Origin of the sequence: Cyclonatronum proteinivorum, assembly GCF_003353065.1 — a bacterium.
GTDB lineage: Bacteria > Bacteroidota > Rhodothermia > Balneolales > Cyclonatronaceae > Cyclonatronum > Cyclonatronum proteinivorum.
In genome coordinates this window covers 4,069,575-4,085,344 of sequence record NZ_CP027806.1, presented here as the reverse complement: position 1 = coordinate 4,085,344, position 15,770 = coordinate 4,069,575, and the positions used below count along the sequence as shown (strand labels likewise).

General features: G+C 52.8%; 14 protein-coding genes. 3 read left to right on the top strand and 11 right to left on the bottom strand.

The window, feature by feature from the left end:
• Nucleotides 1-141: 141 nt before the first annotated feature.
• From CYPRO_RS15575 to CYPRO_RS15530, 10 genes are all read right to left on the bottom strand, one after another.
• Nucleotides 142-744 (bottom strand): hypothetical protein, encoded by a 603-nt coding sequence (locus tag CYPRO_RS15575; protein ID WP_114985493.1) that lies wholly within the window; start codon nucleotides 742-744, stop codon nucleotides 142-144.
• Nucleotides 731-1,717, bottom strand: coding sequence for a pseudouridine synthase (locus CYPRO_RS15570; RefSeq protein ID WP_124245644.1), 987 nt, complete (start codon nucleotides 1,715-1,717; stop codon nucleotides 731-733). The genes CYPRO_RS15575 and CYPRO_RS15570 overlap by 14 nt, the downstream gene beginning before the upstream one ends.
• Nucleotides 1,644-2,615 carry an oxygen-dependent tRNA uridine(34) hydroxylase TrhO gene (trhO, locus tag CYPRO_RS15565; protein WP_114985491.1) on the bottom strand — a complete coding sequence of 324 codons (972 nt, stop codon included), beginning with the start codon at nucleotides 2,613-2,615 and terminating at the stop codon, nucleotides 1,644-1,646. Before trhO ends, CYPRO_RS15570 begins: the two co-directional genes overlap by 74 nt.
• 168 nt (nucleotides 2,616-2,783) lie before the next feature.
• Nucleotides 2,784-3,866 carry a CobW family GTP-binding protein gene (locus tag CYPRO_RS15560; RefSeq protein ID WP_114985490.1) on the bottom strand — a complete coding sequence of 361 codons (1,083 nt, stop codon included), beginning with the start codon at nucleotides 3,864-3,866 and terminating at the stop codon, nucleotides 2,784-2,786.
• Between the two features lie 11 nt (nucleotides 3,867-3,877).
• Nucleotides 3,878-4,657 (bottom strand): hypothetical protein, encoded by a 780-nt coding sequence (locus CYPRO_RS15555; protein ID WP_114985489.1) that lies wholly within the window; start codon nucleotides 4,655-4,657, stop codon nucleotides 3,878-3,880.
• A gap of 20 nt (nucleotides 4,658-4,677) precedes the next feature.
• Complete coding sequence (locus CYPRO_RS15550) at nucleotides 4,678-5,088, bottom strand: DUF6794 domain-containing protein (protein WP_114985488.1); 411 nt, start codon at nucleotides 5,086-5,088, stop codon at nucleotides 4,678-4,680.
• A gap of 45 nt (nucleotides 5,089-5,133) precedes the next feature.
• Complete coding sequence (locus CYPRO_RS15545) at nucleotides 5,134-6,072, bottom strand: hypothetical protein (protein ID WP_124245643.1); 939 nt, start codon at nucleotides 6,070-6,072, stop codon at nucleotides 5,134-5,136.
• A gap of 65 nt (nucleotides 6,073-6,137) precedes the next feature.
• The gene (locus tag CYPRO_RS15540; RefSeq protein WP_114985486.1) at nucleotides 6,138-8,609 is read right to left on the bottom strand and encodes a PP2C family protein-serine/threonine phosphatase; all 2,472 of its coding nucleotides are present in this window, start codon (nucleotides 8,607-8,609) and stop codon (nucleotides 6,138-6,140) included.
• A 490-nt stretch (nucleotides 8,610-9,099) separates the two neighbouring features.
• Entirely contained in the window at nucleotides 9,100-11,367 is a 2,268-nt protein-coding gene (locus CYPRO_RS15535; protein WP_114985485.1) for a DUF349 domain-containing protein, read from the bottom strand.
• Between the two features lie 402 nt (nucleotides 11,368-11,769).
• Nucleotides 11,770-12,567, bottom strand: a complete 798-nt coding sequence (locus CYPRO_RS15530; RefSeq protein WP_114985484.1) for an SDR family NAD(P)-dependent oxidoreductase — start codon at nucleotides 12,565-12,567, stop codon at nucleotides 11,770-11,772.
• Nucleotides 12,568-12,739: 172 nt separating this feature from the next.
• Between CYPRO_RS15530 and CYPRO_RS15525 the strand changes: the two genes are divergently transcribed.
• Nucleotides 12,740-13,558: a mechanosensitive ion channel family protein gene (locus CYPRO_RS15525; protein ID WP_114985483.1), complete on the top strand. Its 819-nt coding sequence runs from the start codon at nucleotides 12,740-12,742 to the stop codon at nucleotides 13,556-13,558.
• Between the two features lie 134 nt (nucleotides 13,559-13,692).
• On the opposite strand, the gene CYPRO_RS15520 is transcribed toward CYPRO_RS15525, so the two are convergent.
• A complete protein-coding gene (locus CYPRO_RS15520; protein ID WP_114985482.1) occupies nucleotides 13,693-14,181 on the bottom strand; it encodes a hypothetical protein in 489 nt (162 codons plus the stop codon).
• A 194-nt stretch (nucleotides 14,182-14,375) separates the two neighbouring features.
• Here CYPRO_RS15520 and CYPRO_RS15515 point away from each other — a divergent pair, with 194 nt between their 5' ends.
• Entirely contained in the window at nucleotides 14,376-14,711 is a 336-nt protein-coding gene (locus tag CYPRO_RS15515; RefSeq protein WP_114985836.1) for an arsenosugar biosynthesis-associated peroxidase-like protein, read from the top strand.
• Nucleotides 14,712-15,767 carry an arsenosugar biosynthesis radical SAM (seleno)protein ArsS gene (arsS, locus tag CYPRO_RS15510; protein WP_114985481.1) on the top strand — a complete coding sequence of 352 codons (1,056 nt, stop codon included), beginning with the start codon at nucleotides 14,712-14,714 and terminating at the stop codon, nucleotides 15,765-15,767.
• The last annotated feature ends 3 nt before the right edge of the window (nucleotides 15,768-15,770 follow it).

The window sequence follows — 15,770 nt, the reverse complement described above, 5'->3', positions numbered from 1 at the left end:
TTATTTGATGTAACCCAATGAATATCAGCGTGCTAAGTGGTGTTCATGGCAGCCTGAGTAAGGGCAAAATTGTGTGGAGGTAAACTTATCCCTGATATCCCGGCCTAAGCGCCATGAAACATTCCGGGAGCCTGATGCAGCTTAGTCACGGGAAAACGTAACCTTAAAGTCGCTCCAGGTAAACGGTGAGCCGCCGGCATTATCTGCCCAGCTTTCAACAGACCACAAGCCGTCTTCTCCCTGTACAAGGTCCATGATCAAAGTGCCGCTTGCTACCGTCGGGATGCCCTGACCCGTGCGGTTGTGAAAAATGGTTAGAGAGTAGCTCGCGGTATAGCGCTCGCCTCCGCCGGGTAGCGGTGTGCGTTCTTCATCGGACAGTACAAGCGCATGCCCGGTTTGGTTTTGCGATGAAGCGCGCATATTGTTGAAGTAGTTTTCTTCGCTTTGGCGGCTCCAGTTTTGCCAGATCAGCGGGTCGTTGTCAAAAGCGGAGGCGGAGGGACTGAAGCTGAAATTTTCTTCATTCAGGCTGCGCATGTAGTTGAGCGTGTTCAGGCCCGCAATGGCCGACTGCAGGTTGCGGATCACCACTTCGGCTCGGTCCGGCTGCTGAAAGCCGCTTCCTGCACCGCTGCCGGGTTCTTCCGGGGTGCGGGTTTCAAAGATGCCGCAGGCGCTCAGGCTCAGCAGAAGTGTGAGAAGCGTCAGGCGGTGTATCAGAAAGTGATCAGAGATTTTCATACCAGTCTGAAGGTACGGGCAGACTGCCATCAACAGCAAGCGCAGGAATGCGGAGGTGCGCGCTGTGCAGGCAAATGGCCCGGTTTTGCAGCCGGTGCGCGTTGCCGGGCTGATAGACGAGGTCGTCGGAAACCGGATGTCCCAGCCAGGCAAGGTGCAGCCGCAGCTGATGCGTACGTCCCGTAACCGGCTCGCAGGCCACAATGCTGTTGGCCGAGCCCCGCGTCATCACCCGAAAAACGGATCGTGCCGGTTTACCCTCCGGCAGACACGCAAAGCGGAACCCCTTCGCCCGGCCAATCGGCTGATCACAGCTTGTTTCCTCCCAGTCCGGCAGACCCTGAACCCGCGCATAGTACATTTTTTCCACACCGCCGGAGCGGAACAGCGCTGAGGCTTCGCGGCTGAAATCGGGGTTTTTCCCAAGCAGCATCAGGCCGGAGGTGACTGCGTCAAGCCGGTGAATGAGGTGCAGCTCCGCGTAGCCGTTTTCTTTGAGGATTTCGGTGAGGCAGTTCCGGTTGTAGCGTCCGCCGGGGTGAACGGGCATGGGGGCGGGCTTTTCGACGAGGAGGAAGTCCGGGGATTCTGCGACAATGCGTACCGAATCGGGTACGGAAGGTTCCGTGACGTGCAGGTTGGTGTGCTGAATGATATCACCGGTGCAGAGCAGCTGAATCGGGTCGGCGGGAAATTGGTTCAGCTGCACGCGACCGTCGGCGATGCGCAGCCGCCAGCCGGTTTCGTCCCGAAAAGGGAAGCGCTCACATAAAAAGCTGAGGAGATTTTTCCCGGCATCGGCAGGCTTCACGCGAAACGCGTAGGTGTGCGCGTAGGGCTGCTGAATCCGGACAGGACAGCTGGCTCCGGCAGGTACCGGCAGCGCTTCGCGCATCACCCTAACTGCACCCGCCGGTTTCGCGGACTTTGAAGTCTTCACCGAAATATTTGTACCATTTCCGGAAGGGCGCAAAGGCGTTTTCGGGGCTGAAAGGGCGCTTGTACGGCTGATTTTTGCAGGTTTCGCAGCAGGCGCCTTCCATCAGCCGCGCGCCTTCTTCGCTGCACACAAACAGGCGGTTGCACTCCATATTGGCACAGTTGAGGTAGGTATCAGCCGGTACGCCGGTGATTTCGCAGTGCGCGATGGGCTCTTCATCTTCCGGATTTACGGGCACCACGAGCCGGTCATCGAACACGAAGCACTTCCCCCGAAAATGCACGCCGCCGGTTTCTTTGGCATAGTTGAGGATGCCGCCGTGCAGTTGATTTACATCCAGCCAGCCCTTCTTTTTCATCAGCACCGAAAACTTCTCGCAGCGGATGCCGCCGGTGCAGTACATCAGCACTTTTTTGTCTTTTGGGATTTCCTGCTCAGCCGTTTCGTCCACCCACTGCGGGAAATCATAGAAGTTTTTGAGGTCCGGCAGTATGGCGCCTTCGAAGTGCCCGACCTTGCTCTCGTAGTTGTTGCGGGCGTCGATAATCACGTAATCATCGCCGGATTCCATAATGGCTTTCCACTCCTGCGGGCTAAGATGCCGCCCGCCTTCCGTTGTCGGATCAAGCGGAATCGGACTCTTGATGGTCACGATTTCGGGACGCAGTTTCACGCTTAGGCGTGCAAAAGGCACGGTGTTGGCTTCGTCTTCCTTGAACTCTGTATCCGCAAAACCGGGCTCGGCGCGAAGCATTTGCTTGTAGGCTTCGGAAGCTTCCTGCGAACCTGAGACCGTGCCGTTGATGCCCTCCTCGGAAACATAAATGCGGCCGAGCAGGCCGTGAACTTTGCAGAAATCGCGCTGCCGCTGCAGGAAAGCCTGCGGGTCAGCGATGGGCTTGAAGTTGTAATACAGTAATACGGGGAACATAAGTCGAAGAAAAACAGTCGGTCTGCTGACCGAAAGGATTAGAAGTAATAATCGAAAAAAGGCCTTCACCATGAACCGGTAAAGGCCTGAAAAGGGTGGATGAATCAGGGAGGAAGTATCTTCTCAAAATACGATTCTTTGCAAAAGCGGACAAGCCGGCGAATGGCCTCAGCCGGCCGTCTCCGGCTGTACGAGGCAGGCCCGGAAGCCTTCATCGAGCAGTTGCTTGTTCAGGTTACGCCCGATGAACACAAAGCGGTTGAGGCGCGCTTCATCCGGCTTCCAGCGGCGTCCGAAGTCGCCCTGAATGACGCTGAACACGGCCTGAAAGATAAAACAGCGGTCTTCATCGGGCAGGTTGAGGATGCCTTTCATGCGGTAGAGCGTGCCGCCGTGCAGCATTTGGAGCATGCCCAGCCAGGCATCAAGCCGTTCCAGATCCATTTCGCCGGGCAGCGACAGACTAAAGGAGGAAACGCCTGCACTATGAACCGCCTCAGGCGCGTGGGTATGCGTGTGTTTTTTTGGATGGGCTTCGTGACCTTCCGAAGTTTCGTGCGCGTGCGGCTGATGGTCGAAGCTGTCCTCAATACCGTGCAGCCGGTCGGGATGAAAAACCGAGATGTTGAAAAGCTGTTCCGGAGAAACATTCCCTTGCGTGCATGGCACAACCGGCGCTTCGGGGTTGATTTCGCGGATCAGTCTGAGATTTTCGCTGATCTGCGCATCTCCTGCCAGATCTGTTTTGTTAAGGAGGATGAGGTCGGCGCAGAGCAGCTGTTGCCGCGCCTCCGCAGTTTCGGCGAGCTGCCGCGGCAGGTGCAGGGCGTCGGTCACGGTGATGATGCCGTCGAGGCGGAAATCCCGCTGAATGTAGATGCTGCTGAAAAAAGTCTGCGCCACCGGAACCGGGTCGGCCATACCGGTCGTCTCGATGATGATGCGGTCGAAATCCTGCCGTCTTGTTTTGAGGGTTTCCAGCACGCGGATTAAATCATCGCGTACGGCGCAGCACAGGCAGCCGTTTTTCATCTCGAATATGCCGTCTTCTTCGCGCAGCACAAGCTCGTGATCGATGCTGATTTCACCGAATTCGTTCTGGATGACCGCGATCCGGCTTGCGTCGCTGCGGGTGAGCAGCTTGTTGAGCAGGCTCGTTTTGCCCGCTCCCAAAAATCCGGTAATAAGCGTTACCGGCAAGGGTATGTGATGTTCAGCGGATGAAGCGGAAGAAAGAGATGGTTCAGACATAAAAGGAATGACTATCGGAAGCGAAGGTTGAGCAGTCTGAAAAACAAGATGTGAAAGTGGGATTGCTGTGCAGGCGACAGTATGTGGGGATAGACCTGCGCCTCTATAATGTCATATCCCCCTTCATCGTGCAGAGGTGTACCGAAGATGGTGAAGGGAAGGGCACTGTCGGATAGCGGCAGACGGTAGAGTACATGTTCCCCGTACTGCTCGATCTCAAACACCAGAAAGTCCTCAATAATGCGTGCATTGCGGAATGCGGGATGAGAGCTTGCAGCCATATTGCTGCGAATATTAATCAGGTGACCCGAATCGGCGGCGTCATCATGGAAGCGAACGAACCAGGAGTGCTCCGGAAGGTCGTCCTGATATTTGTGTACGGCAGCGGTGGCGAGTGCAAAGGGAGCACGCGGGCGCTGGAAAAGGATATCGGCCTGTATGGCCTCGGGTTGCAGCAGCAAACCAGCCGCGGCCCGGAATTCATCGAGCGGACGAGCCTCAAAACGATCATGCGGCAGGGTGACGACCTGAAGATAACCCGCAAGCAGGACTACGATGGTGACGCCTTGTACGCGGTGTGGCTTCTCAGAGAAATACAGCGCCAGAAAGCCCGCAGAGGTGGCAATGGCCATACCGGTTACTGCGGAAAGTAAAAAAGCCTGCGGATCAAACTGAAAAAGCATCAGCAGAATGAGCTGCCATACTGAAACGAGAAGTACACAGATGACCACAATACCGGTACCCCGACTGCTTTCTTCGTTTTTGTTTTGGCTTGTTTGGCTTGTGCGCATTATTACAGCTTTATGTCGGTTTAGGGCTCTTCCCCCTCCCAAAATGCCCGCATTTCCCGGATCTGAGCATGTAGCCGCATGGGGCGTCCGTTGAGGTAGCGATGCAGGCTGGTAAGGATGACTTCGGCCATTTCCGTAGGGGTATGCAATCCCTGATTGTTGAAAAACGAGCTCAGCGTGTTATGTCCGCCCAGCTCCCAGCGGCTGATGATTGTGCTGCCCAGATCAGATAAACTGATCCCATATCCCACAAATGCTTCTTCTTCCATTTCCCGGTACTGCTGCCGGGTTTCCTCATTCAGTTCTTCGGCCAGGGTAATGACGGCCTGCTGAACGGTACGGGGATGCTGAGTTTCCTGCGCGTTTACCGGTACAGTGAGGAGGGTAATCATAAAGGTGAGCAGCAGCGTCTGAGAAAGGTATGCGTACATGTATCCGCGTTTAGAATGGGTTCGGGCTATTACTAAAGATACATATTAATCCTCTAAAGCGTCAGGTTCTTCCGCCTGTTCAATGGCCCATGCTGCGAGTCCGGCGGCTACCTGCTCACTGATTTCGCCGAAACCATTGAGCACCGCGCTGTTATAAGTTCGGATGTACCAGGAACCGCTCCCGGAAGTGAGGAAACGGAGGTGCCTACCAAGGACTTCTTCGTCTGTGTCGCGGGTGGCAAAGAGGGCAACAGAAAGCAGCACGTTGTCAAAAAGCTGGCGGAAGTTGGACCGGAGCGAGACTATGAGTTCATTTACTTCCCGGTCACTCAGCCGCTGCTCTTCCGGGTTGGCCTGATTGAGTGCAAAAATGATGATGGTGAGAAAGTCTTCAAGCGTCTGCACGGTGAGGCGGGCTGTCTGCGATACGCGCAGGATTTCACTGAGCAGGCTGATGCGGGTTTCAAATTTCTCCGGATGAAGCTCGGTTTCAAGCAGGTAGGCTTCAAAGGCTTCCGCTGTATCCGGATCACTGAAATCGGTGTCGTTGTCGTGTAGCTGCTGCATGAGGGCCTGTATTTCCGGCTCACGCAAATGCGCGATGGTCTCCGTTGCTGCGGGTTCACGCAGGCTGCGGGTCAGGCTCTGTTTCAGCACTTCTTCGAGAATCTCCTGCCGGAAGGCGTCAAAAATGACGTCCCGAAAAGTTTCATCCTGCTGATCTGCGATGAGATCGGTCAGGATCTCCTGAATGCTGGACGTGTTGTTACGGGTGAATGCGTCAAGGCGCGAAAGTTCGAAAAGCCTGGTTGCTGTTGCCCGCCGGATGTCGTCCGCACTCCCAAAAGAATTGCTGTTAAAAGACGCAGCATGCAGCCCGTCGGCGGCTTTCGTATAGCCGGGGAAAGTTATCATTCCCCCAAAAAGCAGCAGCGTTAGGGCAGCACAACTGCGGAAAAAAGCACAGTCCAAAAATTTCAGCATGGTGCGGTAAGGGCGGGGTTTGATTGACAGATTGGTGATTGAGCTGCGTGAAAAATAAACATACTTCAACCGGTGACCTTGATGCAGATCAGTGTTGTATCATCGGCAAGCTCGTAGTTGCTGAACGTGAGGAAGTGCTGCTTGATTTCCCGGCAGATTTCTGCGGAGGTCATCGGCTCGGTTTGCAGGGCTTCAACGTAATGCAACAGCCGCTCCGGGTTCATGCGGTCGCCGTCAGGACTTTGGGCTTCGGGGAGCCCGTCGGAATAGAACATGAGCAGGTCGCCCTGCTGAAGCTGTACTTCACTGTTGAGATAGGTCACTTTAGGCAGGAAACCCAGCGGGAAGCGGGGATTTGGCAGCGGCAGGTAACGGCACTTTCCGTCGCGTTTGAGAATGGGCGGACAATGACCCGCATTCGCCATTTCCAGCTTCAGGTCGGTGAGGCCGATATAACCAACCTGACAGGTGATAAAGGTTTGGGGGTCCGTTTTTTTGCAGAGTGTGGGGTTGATTTGCGTGAGAACCCCGGCCGGATTGTCGGTGAATATGCGGCTCAGGAGCAGGCCGCTCGTGAAGATAGCGTTGAATGCGGCCTGCATACCTTTCCCGGAAACATCAACAATGGCAACAGCAAGTTTGCCCGGTTTGTTATCGGGCTGATCGAGCAGCTGATAGTCGTAGAAATCGCCCCCGACTTCGTAAGAGGGCAGGAAAAACCCATATACATCCAGTCCGGGGAGTTCAGGGGCTTTGGCAGGCAGGAGGTTAAACTGACTTTCCTTGGCAATGGCAAGCTCTTTTTCGGTACGCAGCTGCTGCTTGCGGGATGCTTCATAGGCCGGCACATAAGAGTTGCTGCTGCCAAGGCGCTGCCCGAAAAGTACGGAAACGAGACCCAGTAAGAAAGGTATGATGAGTGCCGCTAACAGGAGGAGGCTTTGTGCGGAGGCAAAGTGCGGCTCGAAAACGCTGATGGAGAACAGGCGCAGGCCTGCAAAAAACACGAACCATGAGATGATGCCCGAAACAATCCCAAAGAAACGGTACGAAAGCACGAGCGGGACGCTCAGCGTGAGACAAATGAAAAAGAGCTGCAGCGGGCTGCCGTCGGTACCGAAGGGCGGAAGTAACACAAACATTCCTGCAGCCGCTGCAATCATGCTGATGCCCATCCGCAGGCTGTCGTTTAGGGTTGTGAAGCTGACTATGTTGTAAATCAAACCTACGTGCGCGATAACAAAAATCATAGAAACCAGCCAGCTTCTCAGGAATACCGACAGACCGGGCGCGAGAGAAAGGAGCTCCTGACTGCTGTCGCCTGAGCTCTGATGCGGGAGTAAAATCAGGTCGAAACTGTGCAGGCTGAGGGCGAGGATGGCAAAGTAGAAGCCCGCGAAACCATAGCCTGTGAGAATGCCGGCTCCGGCTTCATATTTCATGAAATCGAAGCGCCAAACGGCGTCAATTACGGGAATTTGCCCGCTTTTGAGTTCCCGTGCCAGCGACTCCCAGGCCACGTAGGCAAAGGCAGCGTACAGACCGATACCGATGGCCAGAATCAGTTGGGAGAGCTGATCGATGGTGATGATGGAAGCGTCGATGATGCCGTAATAGGTGCCGCCAAGCCAGAGAATCTGCCACAGGTACTGTGCCAGCAAAACGCCGCCGAAAATGAATAAAGCCCGCTTCCACTCCATGCGGCCACGATAGATCTGCCGGATGGAGGTTACCAGAATGAGAAGGGTGAAGGCTCCCAGCGTGATGAGTATGGAGGTTGACTGCCAGAAGGCAGACCAGTACGGTGTTTCGGAGGGCGGATCGGCTGAAAAAGCGGCCGTAAAGCGGTGCAGCTGAAACGCGTTTTCTTCACCGTTTGCGGGCGTACTGATCACAAATTTAAGGTGCTGCGGATTTCCGAACCCTGGGGCGTCGCGTTCAAATATAAACTGCTGCCTGTCGGCTGAGAAGGTTTCTTCCTGGAAATCGTAGCCCGAAACGGTGTAGCCGAAGACGGAATCGGCAAGTGCGGCAAGCCGGGTCTCATTCGGGATGCCGGGGAGAATCAGTTTGTTTTGGCGGCCTGTTGTGAAATCTGTGACGCGACCGCGGTTGGTGAGGCGGACCCGGAACCCGCCGGGCTGATCCAGTAAGATATCGGCATTTGTGAGGAGCTGAAGCTCCCGGATGTTTTCCCCTGCTGTGATTTCCCAGCCGGATACAGGCAGGTCGGAGCGGTTGAACTGCTGTGGTGAGGCAGAAATGAGGCGCTCCTGCTGCAGCTGCCGGTACAGGGGTAATGCGTGATAGCGCAGGGTGATGGTGCTTAGCGTATCACTGTGAAGCCCGAGTTGTGCCGCGGTCTGCAGTGCGGTTTGGGTTGCCTGATCCTTGTTTTGGGCGTCACTGATGCCCATGTAAAAATCGAAGCTGTGCCGCAGTAGGAGAAACACGACAATGCCCACTACGCCGAGGTAGCTGAACTGCAGTCCGGGGCGGTCGATGATGCGGGCCGATTTGTAAGAGGCGTGCGGCAAAGCGGGATGATTTTTGGAAATCGGGATCAGTCGGTTATTTGGGACAGGCCTGAATCCCTGACGCAGTGTTGGGGTAAAGTAAAATACAGAAAGCCGGCAACAGTCCGGGCGGGCTTTTATCGGCTTACTGCTTCAGCTTTGGGTGAGACAGCAAGATGCATGCGCCCGGTTCAGGGTACATGCGTAAGTTTAGTCCGAATCTGAAAAAAAGCAAGGGATTAACCGCAGGATTGGGATATCCCGATCTGCACCGGAACCCCTGATGTTCACGGAGTTTACCCAAAAAAATAAAAGCTTAAACCTGCACCCTGCGTTGCGGTCAGGGCGACCGGCTTTTGATGGCGTTTACTCCAGAGGTCGTTGCATTTCTGAAGCAAATGCCTACGCATGCAGGCTGTAATGTTGCGGATTATTTTGGATGAATGCCACAAAAAAGCCCGGCTTACATGGCGTAAACCGGGCTTGTGAAAGCTTATGTTAAGTGCCGGATTTATTCAGCTGTGCCCGACTCAAGGTCGTTGAGTCTGTTTTGGAGCTCCAGAATCTGTGCTTCTTTCTGATCCAGTTTCTGCTGCGCCTGATCGATGTTGTTTTGAATTTCATCAATCAGCTTCTGACCTTTTTTGTTGGGCTTGAAGTAGGTTTTTGTATCCGCGTAATTCAGGATCTGGTTGCGGATTTCTTCGGCTTCTTTCCGCAGGCGGAACAAGTCGTTGGTGATCTTGCGGGTCTCTGAAACGGGTGCGCTGCTTCTGCCGCCGCCGGTGTTACCGGAGCTGCGTGCTGCCCCTTTGGAGCCCCGCTCCCGGAGCTGATTGAAGAAAATATCGCAGGCTTTGCGGTAAGCGTCCCAGATTTTGTCTTTTTGCTTGATGGGGACAAAGCCGATTTCTTTGTAGGCTTCCTGAAGCTGTTTTACTTCTTCGAGAGCGGCTTCGATGTCTTCCGCTTCGGCAAGCGTTGTGATTTTATCTACGATTTCCTGCTTTTGCGCGAGGTTGTCTTTCTGATCGGAGCGGACGCTCTTGAAGTGCTCGCGGCGGTTTTTGTAGTAGGTATCAATCAGCTTGCGGAAAGTGCGCCAGGTTGAGTTAGACTTACGGCGCGGCACGGGGCCAATGGCTTTCCACTGCTCAAAGATTTTTTCGGCGGCTTTGGTGCTGCCTTTCCAGGCACCGTCTTCAATGAGCTTTTCAATCTGCTTAATGAGCTGTTCGCGGGCTTCGAGATTTTTGTTCTCTTCTTCGGCAATTTGATCGCTGTTTTCAGAACGGTGCGCATTGAAAGCGTCGGTTGCCTGTTTGAAGGCGTCCCAGAGCTCGTCGTGCTTTTTCTGAGGTGTTGCGCCGATTTGCTTCCATTTTTTGTGGAGCTGATTGATTTCACGGGAGGCTTCGGCAAGGCTTTCAGCACTTGTAAGGGCCTGCGCTTTTTCGATCAGGGCTTCGCGCTTGCGGATATTCGCTTCGGTTTGTTCGCGGTAGGCCGCGTCGCGTTCGAGGCGGGTTTCGATGAGCTGATCGCGCAGCTGATGGTATTCTTTCCACAGCTGATCTTCTACTTCTTTGGCCACCCGGCCGATTTTGCGCCAGTCTTTGGTGAGCTGATTCATTTCGCCATCGAGCTTATCCCAGTCGGGCGTGCCTTCGGCTGCACCGGAAATGAGAAGCTTCATCTTGTCGAGAATGAGTCGCTTACCCTGCTCGTTTTCTTCTTCTTTTTTGCGCATTTCAACGATGTACTCAACGCGATGGGCTTCGAAGGTATCGCTGAGCTCCTGCATGCGCGCTTCCTGTACGTCGGTACCTTCCTGCGGCAGCGGCTTTACGTTCTCGAACTTACGTTTCAGGCTGTTGACTTCGCCGGAAGCTTTCCACTTTTTACTGTCGATGATTTTCTGAATCCGGTCTAAAAGCTCATCGCGGTACTTCAGGTTGTTTTCGCGCTTCTGCTGCTGCTGCTTCTGATACTCAAGGCGGCGGGTTTCAAGCTCTTTTTCGACTGCTTCAAATTTATCCTTGAGCTTGTAGTAGTCAACGTGGTCGAAAGCCGGACCTGCTGACCACTCTTCTTTCAGCTTATCATATTGTGCGGAGGCTTCCTTGGTATTCTTAATTTCGGAAAGCGCCGCGGCCTTGGCCGTCAGGTTCTTGTAATACTGCTCAGGAGTAACTTCCCCGGATTCATCTGCGTCAGATTCGGTTTCTGCCTGCGGCTCGGTCCCGGTCCCGGTCTCGGTTTTTTTATCTGCTGAGGCAGCGGGAGTTTGATCTGATGGCGTTTCAGCTTCAGGCTGTGCTTCGGCAGCTTCTTCGGCTTCGGCTGGCGTTTCTGCTTCTGCTTCCACTGTTTCGGGCGCTTCGGTTACAGCTGCAGCTGCTTTTTCTTCATCTGAACCGGGCGCGACCTGCTTTGCTTCGATAGCGGTGGATAGGGTGGCGAAAAGTTCGTCAAAATCACCGGCTGCCTGTGCGGTTTCAAGAACACCTTTGAGCTCTGCTTTGGCTTTCTCAGCTTCTTCAGTGCTCAGAAGTGCGGGAAGCGCGTTTATTTTCTCACGTAACTCATCCGCAAAACGGGAAAAGGCTTCAGCGTAATGGGCTGCCTTTTCGGCAGCGTTTTCAGCTGTAATGCCGGTTTCAAGCGTTCTTGCTTCGAAAAAAGAATTGGTTTTGAGGATAAAGTTGCCTTCAGCGGAAACGAGGCAATAATCATTTTCGAACAGGGCGTTATTCGAATTGGTCGCGTCAGTCTGCATGCTTACTGATATGAGTTAGTGAGAATCTAAGGTTGAATTGCGTTAGCCCGCATTATTCACTATTAAACAGGATTTGTTTGCTAAGTGTATGTTTAAATTTGGCTTAGAAAAAAAACACCAGTGGCTCAAATTTGAGTGTGGTGTAAAGACTGCGAAATTTCCCCGCTGGCTGCGTTGAAGAGGAAAACTCATACTCAGGGTACTTAGGTACCCTTCCGCTGAGTTTTCATCTTCGCCTTGCCAGCAAGCAAATTTCTTGGTGAATAATGCGGGTTAGTGCAGGCGTTACAGTTTTTTAAGTTATCAAATTAAGTCCATTTTACATATAAAAAAATGCCGCTCCCCCAAAGAAACAGGGTAAGCGGCATGATATAAAAGTTGGACGCTGCGGTTATGCGGGTTTTAGGTGTCTTTCATAAAGGAAGCGGCAGTGCTCATATTGGCTTTAAGAGGTACGAGGGCGCTGATTTTGCTCATAACTTTTAAGGTCGTTGAAGTCGGCACCAGCATCTCATTTTTGGAAAGTGCCTTCAGCCCGGTTTCGCTTACTTCCCGTGCGGTTTGTATGTTTCGCACGGGCAGGTCCTGAGGTTTAGCCCCGGAAACTTCAAAAAACTCTGTTTGTACCGGGCCGGGGCAAAGGGTAGTTACGTGTACGCCGCAATCTTTCATTTCATGCCAAAGTGCACATCCGAAACTGTTTACATAGCTTTTGGTTGCCGCATATACTGCAAAGTAGGGGATGGGCGCGAAACCGGCCATGGAGGCTACATTTAATATGCCGCCTTTTTTCTGTTCAACCATAGCCGGCAGAAAGAAATAGGTGAGTTCAGTGAGGGCGGTCATATTGAGCATGGTCATCTCATGATAGGTGCGGGCGTCGCCTTTCAGGAATCCGCCCTGAAATCCAAATCCGGCATTGTTGATAAGAATGTCAGGCTTCAGACCGGCTTCCTGCACCGCGCTGTACAGGGCTGCGGCTGCATGAGGCTTGGAGAGATCACTGGCTAAAATGAGGGATTCAATACCGAACTTGGTTTTGATCTCGTCGGCAAGTTGCTCGAGACGGTCTTTGCGGCGGGCAACCAAAACGGGCTTGCTTCCCAATGCTGCAAGCTGAAGGGCCATTTCCCGGCCAATACCGGAAGATGCCCCTGTGATGAGGGCTATTGTGTTGTTGTAGTAAGTTTTCATGCTCATGAGCTAAATAAATGGGGATAAACGGTTTCGAAACCCTAACCACTTGGTGGTAAAATTAGTGCCGTTTGGCAGATTTTGGCTGTCTTAGGTATCTGTGTTATTTTATGAGGCATATTTAAATACAAATCAGGGAAAGCCCCTGACGGAAAACTAATTCTAATATACATACTACATGGAAAGCTATTTAAGCCCCGAAGCGCTCACCGATTTAGTTGTTACTTTTGGTCCGAAGCTGGTCGGTGCGATCCTGGTGCTCATTATCGGTTTGTGGATTACCGGAGCGCTGACCCGCCTGGTAAAGAAATCTCTGGAAAAGAGTGATACCGATGAAGCCCTGCAGACATTTATTGGTAGTGTAACCAATGTTCTTCTGAAAGTATTGGTCTATATAACTGCCATCTCTATTCTTGGCGTACCAATGACCTCGTTCATTGCCATCATTACGGCTTCCTTTTTTGCCGTTGGTCTTGCGCTATCCGGTACCCTACAGAATTTTGCCGGTGGCGTTATGATCCTGCTTTTCAAGCCCTTTAGAGTAGGTCACTTTATTCAGGCGCAGGGACACATGGGTACGGTGAAGGAAATTCAGGTTATCAACACTGTGCTGCACACGCCGGATAACAAAGTTATCATCATTCCCAACGGCGGTCTTTCAACAAGCTCACTCACCAATTTCTCAATGATGCCAACCCGCAGGGTTGACTGGACATTCGGCATTGCTTACGGCGATGACGTTGACAAAGCCTATGAAGTCCTTAACCGCCTCATTGCAGCCGATGAGCGGATTCTCAAAGATCCCGCACCTTTCATTGCTGTTAAGGAACTTGGTGACAGCTCCGTCGATTTTGTGGTGCGTGCATGGGTGAATTCAGGCGATTTCTGGGGCGTATTTTTTAAGATGAATGAAGAAGTGTACAAAACCTTTGACAAGGAAGGCCTCAGCATTCCGTTTCCGCAGCGCGATGTGCACCTGTATCAGCACAAGGACTAACTGCCGGAATAGCAAGAATACCTTTAAAAAAAGCCTGATTTCAGCGATGGAATCAGGCTTTTTGCTTTTCAGTACTCGTGATGTTTACAGGAGCTGCTTAACCCACAAGAAAATTTCCTGGTGAATGATGCGGGTTAGAAGTGATAGCGTACGCCAAGCCCGCCGTTAGCGCTGAAGTCAGTGTCGGGGATCAGATCCAAAACCGGGACCGCTTCAATAAATATGCTGAGCGGGATATCCGCAAAGAAGTAATTTAGTCCGAGCGGGATACGCACCCCGAGTTTGTCGTGACGGTCTTCGCGAATTTGCATTCTGCCGCCCAGACCGTAATAAAAGCTGAGCCTTCCGGACTCCACATCGAACAGCTCAAAGTTGTTGATCTGATAATCAATGTGCATGTGCAGGCGGTTATTGCCCGAAAAAGACCATGCCAACCCGGCGGCAAGTGCGGTGTTCTCGGTTAAAAAGTAGTGTGCAGCAAGTCCGCTGGGTTCACCCAGAATAATGCCAACACCAACAAGCCCGTCTGTGGCTTGTGCCTCTGCCGTTTGCGTTTGTCCGAAGAGACTCATAGCTGAAATCAGACAAAACAAAAAGGCTGACAGAAGAATAGTTTTTTTCATGGAATAGGGGAGTAATGGTTATTATTTTGAATTGAAGCAGCGGCTAAAATACCGACTTCAGCGAACTATTACAGCCCGTATTGCTTTAAAATCGGATACATGGAAGCGGTATGGTATGGAAGGGTACCTTCTCAGCCAGAGATTCCGGTAGTTCAATTGTATGCATTGCTCACTTTTACTTTTACTATTCAGAGATGGAAAAAACTTATTACGACCCCAAAGACCTCAAGAAATTCGGTGATATCGCGGATTTTGAACCAGAACTCGCCCAGAAGTTTTTTGATTATTACGGCTCAGTATTCGAAGAAGGGGAGCTTAGCGCCCGCGAAAAAGCCCTGATTGCACTCGCCGTAGCCCACACAGTTCAGTGCCCCTACTGCATTGACGCCTACACGGAAGCCTCGCTCGAAAAGGGCGCCAACGAAGCCCAAATGATGGAAGCGGTGCACGTAGCCTGCGCCATTCGCGGGGGCGCCTCGCTGGTTCACGGCGTGCAAATGATGAACAAAGCCAAAAAACTGGGTATGTAGATGAAGGTGACTTCGCTCGCTTCAAGGGGACACGCACTCAAAGATCCGCGGGAACAGCTGCGCATTCTGAATGAAGAGACACCGGTGCTGGCTACACTGCCGAGGTTTGGGCAGATGCTCGGACAAAGCGGACTGTACCCGCTCAAACCAACCGGCATTGATATTTTCCAGATGAATCTGGGCTATCTCTGCAACATGACCTGCAAGCACTGCCATGTGGATGCCGGGCCTGATCGCAAAGAGCTAATGACGCGGGAGAATCTCGAACACTGCATTCGTGCCATTGAAGAAATTGACGCCCATACCGTTGACCTCACCGGGGGTGCGCCGGAAATGCACCCGGATTTTCAGTGGTTTGTGGAGCGAATCAGCAAGCCCGGCCGTACTATTATCGTGCGTTCAAATCTCACTATTCTGGTCACTAACCCCAAATACCGTGCTTTTCCGGAGTTTTTCAAAAAGCAGGGCCTGCAGGTGACCTGTTCGCTGCCGTTCTACAACAAATTCACGACCGACAAACAGCGGGGCGAAGGTACCTATGATCGTTCTGTTGAGGCCTTGCTGGATCTCAACCGCATTGGCTACGGACAGCCGGGCACCGGACTCGAGCTGAACCTCGTGTATAACCCTGCAGGTGCATTTCTGCCGGCGGATCAGGCGTCTCTTGAAGCCGATTTCAAAGCAAACCTGCAGCGGAAACACGGCATTGTATTCAACAACCTCTTCACCATCACCAATTTGCCGATCAGCCGCTATCTCGAGTTTTTGCTGATGTCCGGTAATCTGGATGAATACATGCAGAAGCTGGTGAATGCCTACAACCCGGCCGCAGCCGCAGGGGTGATGTGCCGCAACACCATCTCCGTGGCCTGGAACGGCATTTTGTACGACTGTGACTTCAACCAAATGCTTGAAATTCCGGTAGCTTCGGCGGGAAGCCGTCACATTCGCGATTTTGACGCAGATACGCTCAATCAGCGTGAGATCGTCATCAATCAGCACTGTTTCGGCTGTACTGCCGGTGCCGGCAGCAGCTGTGGCGGTGCTACGACCTGAGGG